Below are 20,662 nucleotides of genomic sequence, written 5' to 3'. Positions count from 1 at the left end.
AGAGTATGGAAATAGCTTTAATTATTTTTCTTTTTGCAATCGGCGTTGTTTTGATTGTAAAGGGAGGAGACTTTTTTGTTGATGCGGCAAGCTGGTTTGCCCGTATAAGTAAAATTCCTAAATTTGTTGTGGGAGCGACAATTGTAAGCTTAGCAACAACTTTGCCTGAAATTATCGTATCAAGCCTTGCAGCCTTTGAAGGAAAGGTTGATATGGCAACAGGAAACGCCATAGGCTCTGTTACTGCCAATACCGGTATGATTATGGCAATAGGAATATTATTTATGACAGTTGCCGTAAATAAAAAACTTTTTATTCCTAAAGCAATTTTGCTCATATCAATAATAGTTCTTTTAATTTTATTAAGTCTTAGCGGCGAGCTTACTCTTGTAAGCAGTATAATATTGTTTGTTCTGTTTGCAGTATTTATTTTCCTCAATATAAAAGAAGCTAAGCAGGCAACACAGGAAGCGGAGGAGGAGAGACCTCAGCTTGCAACTAAAACAGTAATAGTAAACGTATTGAAGTTTGTTTTCGGTGCAGCGGGAATTGTTCTTGGCTCACAGCTTCTTGTAGATAACGGAAGCGAAATAGCACTTATGCTGAATGTTCCTGAAAATATTATTGCTCTTACTGCTATCGCAATAGGAACATCTCTTCCCGAGCTTGTTACAACAATAACTGCGATAGTTAAGAAAGAGTCATCTTTATCTGTGGGAAATATTATAGGTGCAAATACTATTGATATGGCACTTATATTACCTATTTGTTCTATTATTTCCAAAGGCTCAATTCCTGTAAATGCACAAACGATAGCTGTTGATATTCCGGTATGCTTAGCAATAACACTTGTTATGCTTGTGCCTACGATTTTCACGGGAAAATTCCAAAAATGGCAGGGAATAACAGGACTGGTCATTTACGCAAGCTATCTCACATATATATTTATAGGTTAAAATAAATAAGCTGAATAATACGGTATAATTGTCTGCTCGTGTCAGATATTTTATCCGTCTATTCAGCTTATTTTTTAATATACGTTAAAAGTGCGATAGAATATTGTTAGAAATCCTGCTTTGACTTTTTGTTTTTCTGATTTTTGTTTTGCTTCTTGTTTTGATTGTCTTTAAGCATAGGAAATTCCTGAGTTTCAGAAAATTCAGTTCTGGAATTTCTTGAGTTTTGGCTGTTGTTCTGGCTATTGTTGAAATTGTTATTTCTCTGATTTTGATTGTTGTTAGACATAATTTTAATACCTTTCTTTTTAAAATATATTATTAAGCACTTGTTACCGTGCAACAATAGTTTTAGCTTTTTAAAAAAATATATGCTTATAAAAAAATAGGTATATTTAACTATTTTTAAATTTAATACAGCATAAACAGTATAAGAAAATAATATATTTTAATGTAATGAGGTGGTGCTTTGAAAAAGAAAAAAACAATTTTAAAAATTATAATATTTTTAATTTTAATAAATGCTTTCACAATAAAAAGCTTTGCAACACAGGTAAGTGCGCAAAGCGCAATAGTTATTGAAGCCAAAAGCCGTAAAATTATTTTTGCAAAAAACGAAAACAAAATTTTACAAATGGCAAGTACAACAAAAATAATGACAGCATTAACAGTTATTGAGGAATATCCCGACCTTGAAAAAATTGTTGCTGTGCCACAAAAAGCCGCAAACACAGAAGGTTCATCTATGTATTTAAAAGCCAATGAAAAAATATCGGTAAAAAGTCTTCTTTACGGTCTTATGTTAGTTTCGGGAAACGATGCCGCAAATACTTTGGCATTGACTTTAGGCGAAAATGAAGAAAATTTTGTAAATAAAATGAATGAGAAAGCAAAAGAAATAGGACTTAAAGATACAAATTTTAAAAATCCGTCAGGACTTCCCAATGAAGAGCATTTCACAACTGCAAAGGAGCTTTCTTTAATTGCAGCAAGAGCTATGGAAAACGAAACGTTTTGCCAAATAGTCAAAACAAAAAGTATTCACGATAATAACAGAACTCTTGTAAACCATAATAAGCTTTTAAGCCTTTATGATAGCTGTATAGGGATTAAAACAGGCTTTACCAAAACAGCGGGAAGATGTCTTGTTTCTGCAGCTCAAAAGGACGGAATAACGCTTATAGCAGTAACCTTAAATGCTCCTGATGATTGGAACGACCATATAAATATGTTTAACGAATCCTTTGATAAAACACAGAGAATAACGCTTTTAAAGCCAAATGAGTTAAGCTACGAAATTGATGTGGGCGGCGGTATAGAAAATAAAGTAAGGGTTACTAATACACAAGAAGCAACTGCTGTTATTGTAGACAATGAAAACAATTTCGAAACTAAGGTGTTGTTGCCAAGCTTTGTTTTTGCACCATTGGAAAAAGGAGCTCAAATTGGAGCTGTAGAGTATTATCAAGAAGGAAAGCTTGTTTTTCAAGTGCCTCTTTGTACTCAAGATGAAGTAAAGGCAGCAAAAAAACCGCCTTTTTCAAGACGGTTTATTTTAGCTTTGTATGATATTTTTAATTGCATATAATTCCGCCGCCTACAATGCCGAAATTATCGTAAATAACGGCAGATTGTCCCTTTGTAGCGGCACGCACGGAATTGTCAAAAACTATTTTAATTAAATCATCTTCCAACCGTTCAACAGTACAGGGCTCAGATATGGCGCTAAAGCGTATCTTGGCTCTGTATTTTTCTTTGCCCTGTATAATTTTTCTTTGAAAAACAAGGTTGTTTGCATAAATTTCTTTACAATTGGTAACGTCTTCAAAGGATAAAATTATATTATTGCTTTGTGCATCAATCTCTTTGACAAATACAGGTTTTCCCAAAGCTACACCTAAGTTTTTGCGCTGACCTATAGTGTAATTCAAAATCCCCTTATGAGTACCGACTTTTTCACCGCTTGTTAAAATGAAGCTGCCACTTGGAGAAGAAGCTCCTGTTTTTCTGAATATATAATCGGTATAATGCTCGTTCTTTATAAAACAGATTTCCTGAGAATCTTTTTTATTAAAAACAGGAAGCTCATTTTCCTTTGCAATAAGACGGACCTCGTCTTTTGATTTGTTAAAAAGAGGGAAGATAAGCTTGCTTAATTGTTGCTGTGTAAGCCTGTAAAGAAAATAACTCTGGTCCTTTTTATCGTTGGAGGGAATAATATACCAACGCTCATCAAAAGCCACTCCTGTATAATGTCCCGTAGCAATATTTTCAATATTGTTTTTTTGAGCAAAATCCAAAAGGATTTGGAATTTAACGGTAGGATTGCAAAAAATACAGGGGTTGGGAGTTCTTCCGCTAAGATAGGTATCACAAAAATATTTTTCAACGTTTTCTTTAAAAATATCGTAGGCATCAACTGTTAAAAAGGGGATATCTATTTTGTTACATACAGCCCTGGCATCTTCAATACCGTCAGCAGAATGCTCGTGCATCATAATATAAGCGCCAAAAACATCATATCCGGCTTGCTTTAACAACAGTGCGGAAACTGCACTGTCCACACCGCCTGAAATTCCAATAACAACGGATTTAGCCAAAGCCATTTCCTCAACTTTCTTATCTGAAATTAAAAAGATAACATTTAATCATTCCGTTATACAGCTTACGGTTTTTAAACTCTTTTTTGCCGTACAGCTTGGGGAAATCTTCAAATGACGTTAAAACAAAGGTACGAAATCCCCCAAAATCCCTGAAAACCTTGCCCATATCAATATAAAGCCGCTCAGCTTCCTTTTGCTCCAAAAGACGCTCGCCGTATGGTGGATTACATACTATAACACCTGTTTTATCAAAAGCGTTTTTTAAATTGCGAACATCGCCTTGTTTTGCCTTTATATACTGACTTACACCTGCTCTGCGAGCATTTTCCATTGTAAGCCCGATACATTTTTCATCTATATCAAAGGCGTATATATCATTGTCGGCTTTTCTTATTAAATCTGCAGCATCACGGCGTTCCTGTTGCCATATGCTTTTGTTTATTTCTTTAAAGCTTTCTGCAGCAAATTGACGGTTAAGTCCGGGAGCAGTTCTTGTGGCATATAAAGCCGCTTCAATGGGAAGAGTTCCCGAACCGCAGAAAGGATCTATCAAAATTTCGCCCTTATTAAGTCTTGAAAGAGAAATAATAGCAGCAGCTAAGGTTTCTCTCATAGGAGCAACGTTTGCATTGGGACGGTAGCCTCTTTTATGAAGACCTGTTCCTGTAGTATCTATCATAAGAACTACATTATCCTTCATAATTGAAAACTGAATTTGCTTTTTAGCACCTGTTTCGTTAAACCAGGAACAGCCGTATTTGGATTTAAGACGCTCAACAATAGCTTTTTTTATAATACTCTGACAGTCAGGGATTGAAAAAAGCTTTGATTTAAGGCTGTGTCCTTTAACGGGAAAGGCATCATCCTTGCGAATAAACTCTTCCCAAGGCAAAGCTTTTGTGCACTCGAAAAGCTCATCAAAGGTTGTTGCATTAAATGAGCCTATATTGATTAAAACTCTTTCTGCGCATCTAAGACGTATATTAGCCATAGCCATAGTATTATAATCACCCGAAAACATAACACGGCCGTCAAAAACACGTACATTTTGAGCATTCATAGCTCTTAATTCGTCACCGACAATTCCTTCAAGTCCAAAAAGACAGGGCGCTGTAAAATCAAGCATTATTTATCTCCTAATAAAATATATTGTTTACTTAATCAGTATTATATCAAATTATAGGAAATTTGCAATCAAAACTTGAAATTTAATTGAAAATAGGTTAAAATAAAAGCTATAATATATGAAAGATAGTGAAGGAGCAATTATGAAAACAAGGAATAAAAATAATATATCGTTAATTTTGTCAATAGCAACTGTGAGCATTGTTATTATTCTTATAATAGCGCTTACGATTTCCAATGTGTTGAATAAAAAACCTTCGGATTCAAGCTCAGATATACACAATGAAAGCAGTGAAATACACTCAGACATATCTTCAGAGCAACAAATAAGCTCCGATACATCTGTTATAAGCTCTGAGCCTTCAAGCTCTGAAGCTTCAAGCTCAAAGCCCTCATCATCAAGCAGTCCCTCTTCATCGCAAACTACACCTTCACAAAAGGAGTATCCCGATACTCCTGAAGGAAGGCTTCAGGAAATTGAGGACGATTTAAACAGCGACTATTTAAGAGTAGTATCAGCAAAAAGTCCTTTACCCGAAAGCTTTACTGCAAAAACTACAACCTTTAAATTTGAAGGCTTTAATGTTACTGTAGACCCTCGCATAAAGGATGCTTTGCTTTCATTTTTGCAAGCGGCAAAAAAGCAAGGCTATGTTCCAAATACAATTTCATCATACAGAAGCCACGCAAAACAAACTCAAAACTATAATAATAAAGTACAGCAGTATATAAATAAGGGTTATTCTCGTGCAGAGGCAGAAAAGGTAGCGGCAACAATAGTTGCAATCCCCGGAACAAGTGAGCACGAATACGGAATGACGGCAGATATTTGTATAAATACAAGAGATGCTCTTTATCCTGAAACTATAGAGAAAATGAAGGATAATATATGGAACAGAGAGCATTGTGCAGAATACGGCTTTATAGTCAGATATCCTAAGGGAAAAGAGGAAATCACGGGAATAATGTATGAGCCGTGGCATTTCAGATATGTAGGCGTAAAGCACGCAAAGATAATTATGGAAAAGAATTTATGTCTTGAAGAATATGTTGAAATGCTTGAAAAAGAAAGAGATGAGCTTAAAAAGCAGTTAAGCTAAAGCGGAGGAATTTTAAATGCTGAACTTTATTTTGGGAAGAAATAATACCGCAAGAGAAAGAGCTGCTGTAGATGCGGCTGTTAAAGCATCTGAAAATGCTGATGTTATATTGCTTGTGCCTGAACAGTTTACAGCACAAATAGAAAGAGAAATAGCTAACAGATGCAAAAATACTCAGCTTGCCAAAATAGAGGTATGTAATTTTTCAAGACTTGAAATAATTGTATCAAATAAAACAGGAGTGCGCCGTCCAAAAGCTTTGAGTGACGGCGCTCGTTTTATTTTAATGTCAAAAGCTCTTGACGCTGTAAGGGACAGATTGGAAATATACTCGTCTGTAAAATCAAAAGATTTTATTATAAGACTAACAGATTTATATGACGAGCTTACAATGTGGGGGATTGACTTTGAAAATGACAGAGAAAAGCTTGAAAATATAGCAAATACAGATACAGCAAAGAAAATAAAAGAGCTGTTTATGATAATGAGCTGCTATAACGCTGTTAAGGAAAATAGCTTTACAGATACAAGTTCTGAATTGATAAGATTGAAGCAACAGCTTTTAGATAATTTTGACGGTTTTAAAAATACAGTATTTGTTCTTTCGGAATTTGATTTTCTAACTCCTCAGGAAATAGAGGTAGCAGGGGCACTTATGAAGTGCTGTAAGGATATGAGAGTAGCTCTTTGCTGTGATACTCTGAAAGATACAGAGGGTGGATACGGACTTTTGTCAGAGGTCAAAGCTTTTGCCTTAAAGCTTAAAGCTCAGGCAAAAAAATACTCAATTCCCGTAGGGGAGGATGTTATTCTTAAAGAAGATGAGAAGATTTCCCGGGAAATATTGGAGCTTGAGAAAAATATATTTACAACTAAAAGCTCTGATATGAATATTTCGGATATTCAGCTATATGCGGCAAAGGATATGTATGATGAGGCAGAATTTATAGCTTGTAAAGTAAAAGAGCTTGTCAGAGAACAAAACTACAGATATAGAGATTTTCTTGTTATAGGTCGAAATATAGAGGATTATAAGGGAATTTTAGATATAAAGTTTAAAAAGCACAATATTCCGTGCTTTGACGACAGAAGAAGCGAGCTTTTGTCTAAGCCTCTTGTAATACTTATAATCTCAATTATAAATACAGCTTTATACGGCTTTGAAACAGATAGACTATTGTCTATCTTAAAATCAGGTCTTCTTGATATTGACTATGAGGACATATGTCTTTTGCAGGGATATGTTTACGTTTGGAATATAAATTACGGGAAATGGATACAGGATGGTAATTGGATATACAATCCTGACGGCTTTGTTGCCGAGATTACAGAGGAAGGCAAAGAAGAATTAGAAAAGGTAAATAAGATAAGATTTGCTCTTATTAACCCTCTTAAAGAGTTTTGCAACGCTGTTAAAAAAGAGAAAAGCTCGTTGAATATAGCAAAAGCATTATACGAAATACTTTGCAAATACAATGTTCCCCAAAGACTTTATGAGCAGACAAAGGAATTTAATGAAGGGGAAATGTTTGAACTTGCACAGGAGCAAGAACAGCTATGGAGTCTTTTTGTAGAGCTGTTAGAACAGCTGATTGATGTATCAAAAGACGATGAAATTGACTTAGAACGCTTTAAAGAGTATCTTGAGCTTTCCTTTTCGGGTACTACAATAGGTAAAATACCTACATCTCTTGATGAAATAGCCATAGCTAATGTAAACAGAGTAAGAGCCTATGAGCCAAAAGTCGTATTTGTTTTGGGGGCAAATGACGGAGTTTTCCCAAAAGATTTTTCCGATGACGGTATTTTGTCCGATATTGACAGAAAACGTTTATCTGAATGTGGGTACGAGCTTACAAGAACTACGGAGGATTATACATACGAAGAAAGATTTTTATGCTACCGTGCGTTAACCTATGCAAGAGAAAAACTCTTTGTAAGCTATTTTAAAGTTTCTCTTGACGGAAAGGAAGCTATGCCTTCCTATATGATTTCAGCAATTGAAAATGCATTTCCTTCATTAAAAATAAAGGATTTTTCAAGCATAGAGACCTCTGAAAGAATACAAAGTGTGGCGCCTGCATTTGATATTCTTGCTTTATCAAAGGAAAAAATCCCTGAGCTTGAAGAATATTTTGCAAATAATCCCGAATATGCAGACAGATATTTTCAAATGAAAAATATAAACAGCTTTGGAAATGACGAGTTTCTTAAGGAAAAGAAAAACATTGAGAAGCTGTTTGGAAAAAATATCAGAATGTCTGCTTCTAAAATTGAAAGCTACTCAGAGTGTGCTTATAAATATTTTTGTAAATACGGTCTTTGCGCTAAGAAAAAGCAAAGAGCGCAGTTAAATGCGCCTCAGATAGGCACTTTTGTTCATAATGCTTTGGAAATTGCGGTAAGTACAGCAGCTAAGGAGGGCGGAATAGAAAAGCTTTCAGATGAGCAAATTAAAAAGCTTTGCGCAAAGATATGTAAGGATTACCTCACAGAAAAGATAGGAACGGAGAACAACGCAAGATTTAAGTACATTTATCGAAAAGTTTCCGAAACGCTGACAGCGCTCATTATCAGTTTGAGAGATGAGTTTATACAAAGTCAGTTTAAGCCTGTAGATTTTGAATTGCCTATAAACGAAAAATCACAGATAAAGCCTATAACAATAGAGCTTGACGGCGGCGGAAGTATAATGCTGACGGGAATTGTAGACAGAGTAGATATATACGAAAAAGACGGTGTAAAATATATACGTGTCGTTGATTATAAGACGGGTAAGAAGGTATTTAATTTATCGGATATAGTAAACGGACTAAATTTACAAATGCTTTTATACCTGTTTTCTATATGGCAAAACGGTGGAGAAAAATACAATTCAGAGCTTTTGCCTGCAGGTATTTTGTATTATCCGGCTCGCAGAAATATTATTGAAGTAAAAAGAGAAATAACGGAGCAAGAGCTTGACAAAAAGAGAACTAAGGAGCAGTGTACTAACGGCTTGCTGCTTTCAGATGCTGAAATTCTGAGAGCTATGGAAAATGATTTGAATAAACGGTATATTCCCGTAAAAGAAGGGGATTTGCAGAAAAGCTCGTCTTCTCTTGCGACTCTTGAAGAGTTTTCTAAGCTTAAACAAAAGATAGAGCATCAGCTATATAAAATAGGCTCTCAGATAACCAAGGGCGATATTCAAATAAACCCAATTAAAGGCACTAAAGAGCAGGATGCGTGTAAATACTGTGAAATGAAGGCTATTTGTGGCTATGATTCTAAAAGAAATAGGGCAAAAGCATATATAAAAAAGACTAAGGATGAAATTTTAGGAGAGGAGGAAGTGACAGATGAGCAGGGAATGGACAGCTGAACAAAAAAAGGCAATTGAAATATCTGACGGAAATATTCTTGTAAATGCAGCGGCAGGCTCAGGAAAGACGGCAGTGCTTGTTGAACGAGTAATTCAAAAGATTTTAAACGGCTGTTCTGTTGAACGAATGCTCATCGTTACCTTTACAATAAAAGCCGCAAGAGAAATGAGAGACAGAATTTCTCAGGCTATAAAAAAAGCATTGGCACAGGACCCCGACAACCGCCATTTGCAAAGACAGTCTTTACTTATAAGAAAGGCGCAAATATCAACAATAGACTCCTTTTATAGCCATTTAGTAAAAAACAACTTTCACTTGCTTGGCATTTCTCCTGATTTTCGTATTGCAGACGAAGTGGAATTAAAGCTTTTAAAAAGCAAGCTTATTCAAGAGCTTGTGGACGAAATGTATGAAAGAGAAGAGGAAAAAGAAGAATTTTTAAGGTTTGCAGATGTTTTTTCAAAAGAAAATACTGATGTATCAATAGAGAATATTATCTCAGAGGTAAGTGAATTTATTGAAGCCATACCCTTTGAAAAACTATGGTTTGAAAAAGTCAAGAGCTTTTATAGTTATTCAGACGACTTTTTAGCAACGGTATGGGGACAGGAGATGGGAAAGTATCTTTCGCAGGGAATACGCTTTTATATAAACGGATATAACGATATTCTTATAAACCTTTCCGATGAACCCGAGCTTTATGATAAAACATATGAAATTGTAAATAAGGAAATAGAAACTCTCGAACAAATGGCGCAAAGCCTGAAAGCGCATAACTGGGATGACTTTGTTAAGTGGGCTACTACAATTAAATTTCCCGCTTACAGAGTCCAAAATAAATTTACTTCAAATCCTTTAAAGCTTAAAATGACAGCATACCGTAATTGCGTGAAGGAGTTTTTAAGCTCAATAGAGGGCTTTTATATTAAAAGTAATGACTTCAAAAACGATTTAAAAAGCTACGTACCTATTATAAATATACTTTCCAATATAGTGCTTGAGCTTGAAGAAAAAATGCTTGAATTGAAGACGCAGCAAAATATTTATTCCTTTGCGGATATTTCAAAATTTGCTTTAAAGCTTTGCGTAAATGAGGACAAAACCCCTACTGATTTAGCAGTTAATCTTTCACAGCAGTATGACGAAATTATGATTGATGAGTATCAGGATACAAATGAGATACAGGACTTGATATTTACCTCTATATCAGACAATTCAAAGAAGCTGTTTTTAGTGGGCGACGTTAAGCAAAGCATTTACGGCTTCAGAAACGCTTGTCCTGATATCTTTTTAAAAAGAAAAAATGAAGGTTTTTTAAAAGACAGTACTTCTACAACCTTAAATCTTTCCAAAAATTTCAGAAGCCGTTATCAAGTGCTTGACTTTACTAACTTGCTTTTTGAAAAAATTATGCTTCCTGAAATTGCGGGATTTTTATATAATAAGGATGAAAAGCTTTATCAGGGCAAAGCTTTTGATTCCTCTGATTTGTGTAGTGCTGAAATAGTTGTTATTGACGGTAAGGATAAAGCCTATTCCGATGATGACGAGCAGGAGCTTTCAAGAATTGAAAAAGAAGCATCCTTTGTAGCTTATAAAATAAACAAAATGCTAACGGAAGACTTTGAAATTACAGATAAAAATACAGGACAAATAAGAAAAGCCGTGCCAAGCGATTTTGCTGTGCTGTTAAGAAGCACAAAGGATAACGGAGATATTTTTATAAATAAACTGAAAAAGTATAAAATCAGCGCATATTGTGAGGAAAATGAATCTTATCTTGATTCTTATGAGGTATTGACAGCTCTTTCTATAATGCGTGCAATAGATAATCCTTATGACGATATATCTCTTATATCAACAATGCGTTCTCCCGCATTTTTCTTTAGCGCTGATGAATTGGCAGCAATCAGAGTGCTTGAGCCTAATGCTGTATTTTTTAAAGCAGTAAAGAAGGATGAAAACGCAAAAACAAAAAGCTTTCTTTTGGCAATTGAACGTTTCAGAAAGCTGTCAAGACAGGTTCCGGTTTACCGCCTTTTATCACAAATTTATTCAGAAACAGGTATTTTTTCTCTTTTTGGCGGAATGGAAGGCGGAGAAATTCGTCAAAACAATTTAAATCAGCTTTTGCGTCAGGCGAAGCTGTATGAGGCAAATGGGGCTAAAGGCCTTTACGGATTTATAAGCTTTATTGACAGGCTGATTGAAGATAAAAAAAGCGATATGGCAGGGGTAAAGCCTTCCCCTGAAACCGATTGCGTTATGGTATCTACTATTCATAAATCCAAGGGCTTGGAATATCCTGTATGTATAATTGCCGATGCGGGCAAAAAATTCAATACCAAGGATTTAAATAAGCCTTTTCAATATCATAAGGATTACGGCTTCGGCTTTTATTTGGTAGATACTTCTTTGGTAACTAAATACACAACTCTTCCCAGGCAAACTATTAAAACAATAAAAGCAGATGAGCTCTTGGCTGAAGAACAAAGAATTTTATACGTAGCACTTACAAGAGCAAGAGAAAAATTGATTGTCGTAGGCTCCTTACAAAACGCAGAAAAAAAACTAAAGGAACATTACGACAACAGTGAAAACGGAATGGACTTAACTCAGATAAGAGGGGCAAGCAATTATTTTGATTGGATTTTGCCCGCTGTTATAAGAGATAAAAAGAGTCAGCGTTTGCTTGACAAAATAGGGGAGCAGGGAGTAAATCAAAGCAGTATTGATTTTATTGCTTACTCAATAGACGTAGACCAGATAAAAGAAGAATATGCTGAGGAACAGGTTAAGAGCCAAGAAAAGTTTCAGGTAGTTTCAGAGCTTTCTCGAAGGCTCGAGTATAAGTATCCTTATGAACAGCTTTCTAAGGTTCCTATAAAGGTAAGCGTTTCTGAACTTAAGGGAACAAGGCAAAACGATGAGGATAGCGAAAAATTGCTTAAAAATACTTTATTTAGAATTCCCGATTTTGAAATAAAAAAGAAGATACAAGCAGCAGCTAAAGGTACTGCAATTCATAGAGTGCTTCAATATTTGCCCTTGAAGGAATATGATAGCATACAAAGCTTAGAAAAAGAAATAGAAGAGCTTTATTTTAAAAATATAATAGACGATATTGAAAAAGAAGCTATAGATAAAAATAAAATAATGGATTTTCTAAGCAGTAATATTTATAAAAAAATGCTGAGTGCCGATACACTTGAAAGGGAATATAGATTTACAGCGCCTCTTCCTGTAAGCGAATACGATGCCACTATTCAAGATACAGAAGAAACAGTGCTTTTGCAAGGTGTAATAGACTGCTTCTTCCAAAAGGGTGAAGAGGTATATATAGTGGATTATAAATCCGACAAAATAAAAAACAGCTCTGCAAAAGAAGAGCTGTCTGAAAAATATTCAATTCAACTGAAATATTATAAATACGCATTGGAAATGTTACTTAATAAAAAAGTTACCAAATGCATAATATATTCAATTGATAAATCAGAAGAAGTAGAGCTATAAGCCCTACTTCTTTTAATTTGATATTTAATTATGCCTTGGGAAGAGTTGCAAGGTCCTGCATAAACTTTTCAAGACCAGACTTGGAAAGAGGATGATTGATCATCTGCATAATGATCTTGAAGGGAACTGTTGCGATATCACAGCCGCATTTAGCAAGCTCGTTGATGTGTACGGGATGACGTGTTGAAGCAGCAACGATTTGAACATCAATACCCTGAGCATCAAAGATTTCACGGATGCCGGAAACTAAAGAAAGTCCGTCCCAACCGATATCGTCAACTCTGCCTACGAAAGGAGCAACGAAGGAAGCACCTGCGTTAGCAGCAAGAATAGCCTGAGATTCAGAGAACATAAGAGTAATACATACTCTGATGCCTTCCTTAGAAAGAGCCTTACAAGCCTTAAGACCTTCTTCACACATAGGGATTTTGATAATCATTCTGTCGTTAAGAGAAGCAAGCTTCTTGCCTTCTTCAACCATTGTAGGAGCATCAAGAGCAGTAACCTCAGCAAAGATATAACCGTCTGTCATTATTTCTGTTATATCGTCGATAGCAGACTCATATTTTTTGCCTTCTCTTGCGATGATGGAGGGGTTAGTTGTTACGCCGGAAATAACTCCTAAAGCGTTAGCTGTTTTGATTTCTTCAATGTTAGCTGTGTCGATAAATAATCTCATTTTAAAAATCTCCTTGTTTTTAATTTATTAGTAGTGTTAAAAGCGTTGCGTTTGAACAACCGCTTATATACTCGTCTATTTTATACTTTTCTAATGCTTTTGTCAATTCATTTATAGCGTGTTTTTTACCTATAATTTCATTTTCGATAATAAAAATATCTTTTTTACCGAAAAAATCTCCTCCGATTTTAGCTTTTGTTATGATACCGTTTTCAATTTCAAGATAAATTTCTATAAGTCCGAAATCGAATTTTTTACAAGCTTTAAAATTATAATCGGGAGAATTACCGAAATTCCAGTCCCAAGAGCTGTATTTTGAATCAGCTAAAGCTTGAATCTCTGCTTTTTCAGCTTCAGAAAGATAAATAGGTGTGTATCCGTGTCTCTGTGCTACAAAGCTTTCGAAACCGTTAAGAAAATCAAATGCTGAAAGCTTGTTTTTCATATGGTCGATAACATTTGTAACACGTGAACTGACAGATTTAATGCCCTTGCTCTGAATTTTAGCGGGATTTACTTTGAGGGCATTGGTAAGTGTAGAAAGGTCAGCGCTGTATAGAATACAGCCGTGGTGCATAATATTGTTGTTTTTTATGCATTGGGCATTACCGCAAAATTTCTTACCGTCAATGAGAAGGTCGTTTCTGCCGGAAAGCTCAGCATTAACGTTTAAGGTTTTGAGATAATCAATAAGGTCATTTGTAAAATAAGAATAGTTATTAAAATTACCCGATTGAGAAGGCTCAATATAAGTATAATTTATATTTCCTAAATCATGAAATACTGCGCCGCCGCCTGTTAAACGGCGTATTACCGAAATGTCATTTTCTTTGACATACTGTAAATCAATCTCATTCAAGGTGTTTTGATTTTTTCCGACAATTATACTGCGCTTGTTTTGCCATAGAGTAAAGGTAGGTTCCTTTACAGTGCAGAGTAGATATTCTTCACAGGCAAGATTAAATGCAGGATCTGTATTGTCGTTTTTAATCAAAAGCATAGCAAGAAAACCTTTCCTTTTAAAAACAAAAGCAATTAAATACTTATAAAGCAGAGCCCAACCCAACAAAATGGATTGGGCTCTGCTCAAAATTAAATGTTAAGCGTAAAGAGGAAATTTAAGATTAAACGCCCTTCTTAGCCTTTCTGAGCTGCTCATTAGGAGTATAGTTCTTTGTGCTTACGTGTCCTGCAAGAGGAATAAGCTTTTCATTGATTGCATCTAAAATCCAAGAAGGCTGCGGGAAGAACTGAGCATCGTACTCGAAAGCAGGAGTAATCCAGTTTTCAGAAGCAACGATTGCAGGAGGAGCATCAAGATAATCAAATGCAAGCTCTGTGATGTTGCGAGCCATATCGTTAAGGATAGAACCACGGCCAACAGCGTCGGAAGTAAGAAGAATCTTACCTGTCTTCTTAACAGACTCGATAACCTTTTCATAGTTGAAAGGAACAACGCTGCGAGCGTCAATGATTTCAGCGGAAATACCGTATTTCTCTTCTAATTCCTTAGCTGCATCAATAGCACGGTAAAGAGTAGCACCGATTGTAAGGATAGTGATATCTTTACCCTCTTTCTTGATGTCGGGCTCGCCGATTTCGATTTCATAGTTGCCCTCGGGAACGCCTTCCTTGTGGAAGAGCTCGCCCATATCGTAAATTCTCTGGCTCTCGAAGAATACAACGGGGTCAGTTCCGTTAAGAGCGGAGGTCATAAGACCCTTAGCATCGTAAGGAGTAACAGGGAATACAACCTTAAGTCCGGGGATATGTGCGCAAAGAGCAGTCCAGTCCTGAGAGTGCTGTGCACCGTATTTAGAACCAACGGAAACACGAAGAACAACGGGCATCTTAAGACCGTCAGCACTCATAGCCTGCCATTTAGCTAACTGATTGAAGATTTCGTCGCCTGCGCAGCCGATAAAGTCAGCATACATAAGCTCAACGATAGCACGACCGCCTGCCATACCGTAGCCAACAGCTGTACCAACGATAGCGGACTCAGCGATAGGAGAGTTGAATAGTCTGTGATAGGGGATAGCTTCTGTAAGTCCTCTGTAAACGGAGAAAGCACCGTTCCAGTCTCTTACGTCCTCACCGTATGCAATAAGGGTAGGATCAACATAGTATTTGTCAAGAATAGCCTCGAAGATACCGTCACGAATGTTGTAAGCTTTTGCTTTGGAATAAGGCTTGCCGTTAGCGTCAAGACCAAAACGAGCCTTAAGAGCAATTTTCTGAAGCTGGGGATTGTCAGCCTTGTTAGGAATAAGAACGTCGCAAGCTCTGTCTTCCATCTTTTCAACTTTCTCGTTGGAGAACATAAGGTCTTCAAGGAAGTTGGGGTTAGCTTCGTAATCTGTATAAGGTGAAATTTCAAGGTCAGAAGCAAGCTCAAACATAGCTCTGTTACGAGCAGCAACTTCATCTCTTACTGCCTGAAGCTCAGCTTCTGTAGCAACCTTAGCTTTAAGAAGAGACTCAGGGAACTTAACGATAGGATCGTACTCTTTCCACTCTTCAAGCTCTTCCTTGGTTCTGTAAGTCATAACGTCAGAAGTGGAGTGACCGGAAAGACGATAGGTAACAACGTCAAGAAGAACAGGACCCTTACCCTTAGCAAGAAGAGCCTTCTTTCTCTTGTAGCAATCAATAAGAGCAAGAGGATTCCAACCGTCTACTCTTTCAGCGTTCATGCCGTTCTCAGCCATAGCGCCAAGACGAGCAAGGTCGCCGTAAGCCATTGTTTCGCCTCTGGTCTGACCACCCATACCGTAGCTGTTATTGTTGAAGTTGAAGATAATGGGAAGTCCTCCGTTGTGGTCTTTATCCCAAAGCTGTCTTAACTGGTCCATATTAGCAAAGTTCATTGACTCGTAAACAGGACCTCTTGCAGCAGCACCGTCACCTGCGTTAGCAACAACGATACCCTTCTTCTTGTTAACTTTCTTAAACAAAGCAACACCTGTACCTACAGGAGCAGAGCCACCAACGATAGCGTTGTTGGGGAAAATACCGAAGGGAAGGAAGAATGCGTGCATTGATCCGCCCAAACCTCTTGAGAAGCCGTTATCCTTAGCAAAAAGCTCAGCCATAAGGCCATAAAGGAAGAAATCCTTTGCAAGAGCTTTTGTTGTTTTAGCAGTTGATTTTGATTTGATTAAATCATAAATTCTGCCGCCCTGAACGCCCTTCATAATTTCGGTAAGCTTCTTATCAGAAAGCTTCTTAATAGCAGAAAGACCTTTTGCGATAACTTCGTGATGGCTTCTGTGAGTACCGAAAATAAAGTCGTTTTCGTCGAGGCAGTAAGCCTGACCTACAGCAGTAGCTTCTTCGCCGATAGCAAGGTGAGAAGGACCGGGATATGTGAAGTTTTTGCCGTTGTAGTTAGCTTCCTTCTTGATTGTCTGAAGCATTTCTTCAAACTCACGGATAGCAAGCATATCAGCATAAATTCCAAGAAGGTCCTCTTTTGTGTAGTTGCCTTCTTTCATCTCTTCCTTAATTGTCTTTTTGTACTGACAAACAGGAATTTCAGCAAAAGTAATTTTTCTTGATTCAAACATTTTGTCATAAGACACGTGTTGACTCTTTGGCATTTTAATTTCTCCTTTAATTTTTTTATTTTAAAATAAAATTTTAATCGTTATATCATAAACAAAGCTTCTCTGATAATTTCACAAACTGTAGGATGAGGGAACACAAGCTCTTTGATATCATCAATCTTCATTTCGGTTTCAATCATCATAGCAGCGCCGTAAATAATTTCAGAGGAATAGTTACCTATCATATGAACACCTAAAAGTCTGTTGTTCTTTGTATCAACAACAAGCTTGCAGATGCCGTCTCCGCCCTCATTTTCAGCAACATATCTGCCTGAGAACATCATACTTGTAGTAACTGTTTTAACTTCGTAGCCTTTAGCTTTTGCAGCTTCTTCAGTCATACCTACAGAAGCAACCTCAGGGTTTGTGTAGATAACAGAGGGGATAGCGTTGTAACGCATAATATCCTTCTTGCCTGTTATGTTGTTTATAGCAACTTCACTTTCACGGTAAGCTGTATGAGCAAGCATAAGAACACCGTTTACGTCACCTGTAGCATAAAGACCGGAAATGTTTGTTCTGCCCTGGTCGTCTGTCTTGATAGCAGCTCTGTCCATTTCAACGTTAAGAGTTTCAAGACCGAAGCCCTTTGTAACAGGACGTCTGCCGATGGAAAGAAGAACCTTATCAGCTTTAACTGTTTTCTTCTCGCCGTTTTCTTCGTACTCAACGCTGTCTGTACCGATTGAAGTAACCTTACAGGAAAGCTTAAAGGTAATTCCTTTTTTCTCATAGTTCTTTTGAAGGATAGAGGAAATTTCTCTGTCGGTATTACCTGCAATATGGTCAAGCATTTCGATAACAGTTACTTTGCTTCCTACGGAATTAAAGTAAGAAGCCATTTCAAGACCTATAACACCGCCGCCGATAACAACAAAGTTTTCGGGGATAACTTCAAGGTCGAGAACTTCTCTGTTTGTAAGTCCGAAGCCGGATTTGTATGCTTCCATAAGACCGGGAATAGGGGGAAGAACAGGCTCAGAGCCTGTAGCTATGATAAGCTTTTTACCGATAAACTCTTTATCGTTTACCTTAAGCTTAAAGCCTTCAGCTGTTTTGCCGAGGATTTGACCCTCTCCCATTTCAACTGTAACGTGGTTTTTCTTAAGCTGCATTCCAACACCGCCAACGAGTGTTGCAACAACTTTATTCTTTCTTGCAATTACTTTCTTTTGGTCGATTTTTGCATTTTCAGCGGTAACACCGTATTTTTCACCGTGACCGTTGCAATAGTCAAAAATCTTTGCGCTGTAAAGCAGTGATTTTGAAGGAACGCAACCTTCGTTAAGACATACACCGCCCAAAGCACGTTTTTCAATTACAAGAGTTTTAAGTCCTGCGTGACCTGCGCGCTCACCTGCAAGATAGCCTGCAGGACCGCCACCGAGAACGATTAAATCAAAAGTTTCCATTATATACTCTCCTTTCAATTAAAGAGCTAAAAGAGCTGTAAAGTTTTCAAGGTTTTTCTTAAGCTCTTGAATGAAACGAGCAGCAGGAGCACCGTCAACAGCTCTGTGGTCGTAGGTAAGAGAAAGACCCATTGAAGGATAAAGCTTAATCTGTCCGTCAACCATCTTGGGTTTCTCAACTATTGAGCAAACGCCGAGAATACCTGTTTGAGGAGGATTGATAACAGGAGTAAAGCTTTCTACGCCGAGAGAGCCGAGATTTGTAATGGTAAATGTAGCGCCTGTAAGAAGGTCAGGAGAAATGCTTCCGGACTGAGCTTCTTTGATAAGAGCTTTTGCCTTTACTGAAATTTCAGCAAGGGACATCTTATCAGCGTTGAAAAGTGTGGGAACAAGAAGTCCTCTGGGAGTATCAACAGCGATACCTAAGTGAACACTCTTGTAGTAATGCATTTCATCATTGATGAGTAAAGCATTTAAATCTTTATGGTTTTTGATTGTTCTTGAAACAGCATAAAGCATAATGTCATTAAGGGTAATCTTCTGAAGACCTAACTCTTCGTCAGTAGCCTTAAGCATTTTTCTGTAATTCATTATGTTTGTAGCATCGAAAGAGCTGCTGTTTGTAAGCTGAGCCATACTTGAAAGAGAGTTAAGCATTGATTTAGCAATAACCTTACGGATATTGGTAAACTTAACAACCTCAACCTCGCCCTTGTCATCAGCTGCAACAGCTGCAGGAGCAACAGCTGCGGGAACCTCTCTTGTTGTAAGGTCTTCAATAGTAACTCTGCCGCCAACGCCTGTACCTGTAATACCTGCAGCGCTCTGACCTGTAGCCAAAGCAGCGCCTGTCATAACAAGACCGTTGTCAATAGCAGCCTGAATATCTCTTTCAATAATTCTTCCGTAGGGGCCTGTAGGAGCAACAACTCTTACATCAACACCTTTTTTAGCAGCTAAAGCTTTTGCACGAGGAGAAATCTTAATAAAGCCTTCGTTTACTACTGTTGCTGCAACGGGAGCTGCAGGAGCAACAGGAGCTGCGGGAGCTGCCTTGGGAGCCTCTTCAACTGCGGGAGCTGCAGGAGCTTCAGCAGGAGCGTCTCCTTCTTTCTTGGGAACAAGAGCTGAATAATCCTCGCCTGCATTACCTATAACGGCAATTCCTTCAAGACAGGGAACATCGTCGCCCTCAACAGCGAAAATGTCAAGTAAGATACCGGATTCAACTGCTTCTTCATCAACAGAAGCTTTGTCTGTCTCATAAGAGAAGAGGATTTCGCCGGCTTTGACTTCATCGCCTTTTTGCTTGTGCCACTTTGTGATAATACAGCTTTCAACTGTAATACCAACCTTAGGCATTAAAACTAATGATGCCATATGTTAACATTCCTTTCAAATAAGATATCAAAATTATAATTATTTTAGTTTGTCAAAACGCTTTTCAGCGCTTTGACAAACATAATTACCGAAATTAAAGTGCTTTTGCATTTGCAAGAAGATATTTCTCAGCCTCTGCACACCATAAGCCGTTTGCTTTCTTAACAATTTTATCAAGCTCTGCAAACATAGGATCTGTTTTACCTTTTTCTTCGAAATCTGCAATAGCAGTTAAAGGTAAAGAAATTTGAGTGTAGATAAGCTTCTTACCGCCGGGAATTTTGGGAAGGTTAAGAGTAGCTTCCTTTGCACAGTCAAGACCGCCGATGTGAGTAATCATAGCAGCAGGATTGATAATGCCTTGCTCCATCATTCTGATAGATTCTCTCATATCATCGGTGTTACCGCCTGTGTTGCCGGCAATATGTGTGAAGCTGTAGTGAACGTTATAGAAATTGAAGTTTGCTGAGAAAGCAGGGTTTGTAGGACCTGCAAAGAAGTTAAGACAACCGTCCATAGCTAAAAGAGCATCGCCCATCTCAACAACAGGAGCAACGGGAGCGTATACATAAACATCGTTGTAGCCTTCGCCGTTAACTAATGATTTAAGATACTCAACGGGATTTTCAACCTCGTTTGTATTTACATAAACAAGCTCAACACCGTTTTTCTTAGCTTCGGACTCGGGAAGAAGCTGTTTTGCTCTCTCAATACGAGCATTGTCGATATCTGTAACTGCAATAAATTTAGGCTTTCTGTCACAGTGGATAGCATAGTCTATAGCACCTAAGCCCATAGGACCAACACCTGCAAGGATAGCCATATTTCCGCCTTCAACAATTCCCATGTTGTGAACGTATTTACCTGCTTCGGTGTGGTAGTTTACATGGAAACCGCCAACGATACAGGACATAGGCT

Annotated in this window: 14 protein-coding genes; 5 read left to right on the top strand and 9 right to left on the bottom strand. The window is 37.4% G+C overall.

Features of this window, described 5'->3' with window-relative positions:
• Positions 1–5: 5 nt before the first annotated feature.
• Positions 6–956 carry a calcium/sodium antiporter gene (locus E7480_01840; GenBank protein MBE6903331.1) on the top strand — a complete coding sequence of 317 codons (951 nt, stop codon included), beginning with the start codon at positions 6–8 and terminating at the stop codon, positions 954–956.
• A gap of 106 nt (positions 957–1,062) precedes the next feature.
• Here E7480_01840 and E7480_01835 read toward each other — a convergent pair whose 3' ends face one another.
• Positions 1,063–1,245, bottom strand: a complete 183-nt coding sequence (locus E7480_01835; protein ID MBE6903330.1) for a hypothetical protein — start codon at positions 1,243–1,245, stop codon at positions 1,063–1,065.
• A 180-nt stretch (positions 1,246–1,425) separates the two neighbouring features.
• On the opposite strand from E7480_01835, the gene E7480_01830 reads away from it, so the two are divergent.
• Complete coding sequence (locus tag E7480_01830; GenBank protein MBE6903329.1) at positions 1,426–2,544, top strand: D-alanyl-D-alanine carboxypeptidase; 1,119 nt, start codon at positions 1,426–1,428, stop codon at positions 2,542–2,544.
• On the opposite strand, the gene mnmA is transcribed toward E7480_01830, so the two are convergent.
• Entirely contained in the window at positions 2,531–3,562 is a 1,032-nt protein-coding gene (gene mnmA, locus E7480_01825; GenBank protein MBE6903328.1) for a tRNA 2-thiouridine(34) synthase MnmA, read from the bottom strand. The genes E7480_01830 and mnmA overlap by 14 nt on opposite strands.
• 13 nt (positions 3,563–3,575) lie before the next feature.
• On the bottom strand, positions 3,576–4,685 hold the full coding sequence (locus E7480_01820; GenBank protein ID MBE6903327.1) for a class I SAM-dependent RNA methyltransferase: 1,110 nt from the start codon (positions 4,683–4,685) through the stop codon (positions 3,576–3,578).
• A 118-nt stretch (positions 4,686–4,803) separates the two neighbouring features.
• On the opposite strand from E7480_01820, the gene E7480_01815 reads away from it, so the two are divergent.
• The 3 genes from E7480_01815 to addA are packed head-to-tail and all read left to right on the top strand — an operon-like array spanning position 4,804 to position 12,662.
• Positions 4,804–5,784: a D-alanyl-D-alanine carboxypeptidase family protein gene (locus E7480_01815; GenBank protein ID MBE6903326.1), complete on the top strand. Its 981-nt coding sequence runs from the start codon at positions 4,804–4,806 to the stop codon at positions 5,782–5,784.
• A 16-nt stretch (positions 5,785–5,800) separates the two neighbouring features.
• On the top strand, positions 5,801–9,148 hold the full coding sequence (locus tag E7480_01810; GenBank protein MBE6903325.1) for a hypothetical protein: 3,348 nt from the start codon (positions 5,801–5,803) through the stop codon (positions 9,146–9,148).
• Positions 9,126–12,662, top strand: coding sequence for a helicase-exonuclease AddAB subunit AddA (gene addA / locus E7480_01805; protein ID MBE6903324.1), 3,537 nt, complete (start codon positions 9,126–9,128; stop codon positions 12,660–12,662). The genes E7480_01810 and addA overlap by 23 nt, the downstream gene beginning before the upstream one ends.
• Positions 12,663–12,690: 28 nt before the next feature.
• On the opposite strand, the gene fsa is transcribed toward addA, so the two are convergent.
• The 6 genes from fsa to E7480_01775 form a co-directional block, all read right to left on the bottom strand.
• Positions 12,691–13,341, bottom strand: a complete 651-nt coding sequence (gene fsa / locus E7480_01800; GenBank protein ID MBE6903323.1) for a fructose-6-phosphate aldolase — start codon at positions 13,339–13,341, stop codon at positions 12,691–12,693.
• A 19-nt stretch (positions 13,342–13,360) separates the two neighbouring features.
• Positions 13,361–14,341, bottom strand: a complete 981-nt coding sequence (locus tag E7480_01795; GenBank protein MBE6903322.1) for a lipoate--protein ligase — start codon at positions 14,339–14,341, stop codon at positions 13,361–13,363.
• A gap of 124 nt (positions 14,342–14,465) precedes the next feature.
• Complete coding sequence (locus E7480_01790; GenBank protein ID MBE6903321.1) at positions 14,466–16,943, bottom strand: dehydrogenase; 2,478 nt, start codon at positions 16,941–16,943, stop codon at positions 14,466–14,468.
• 47 nt (positions 16,944–16,990) lie between these two features.
• Positions 16,991–18,361 (bottom strand): dihydrolipoyl dehydrogenase, encoded by a 1,371-nt coding sequence (gene lpdA / locus E7480_01785; GenBank protein ID MBE6903320.1) that lies wholly within the window; start codon positions 18,359–18,361, stop codon positions 16,991–16,993.
• 18 nt (positions 18,362–18,379) lie between these two features.
• A complete protein-coding gene (locus E7480_01780; GenBank protein MBE6903319.1) occupies positions 18,380–19,744 on the bottom strand; it encodes a 2-oxo acid dehydrogenase subunit E2 in 1,365 nt (454 codons plus the stop codon).
• A 94-nt stretch (positions 19,745–19,838) separates the two neighbouring features.
• The coding region (locus E7480_01775; GenBank protein ID MBE6903318.1) for an L-sorbose 1-phosphate reductase at positions 19,839–20,662 on the bottom strand (824 nt) is incomplete at its 5' end.

The organism is Oscillospiraceae bacterium (genome assembly GCA_015067255.1).
GTDB lineage: Bacteria > Bacillota > Clostridia > Oscillospirales > SIG519 > SIG519.
This window is presented reverse-complemented; position numbering and strand designations above follow the sequence as displayed.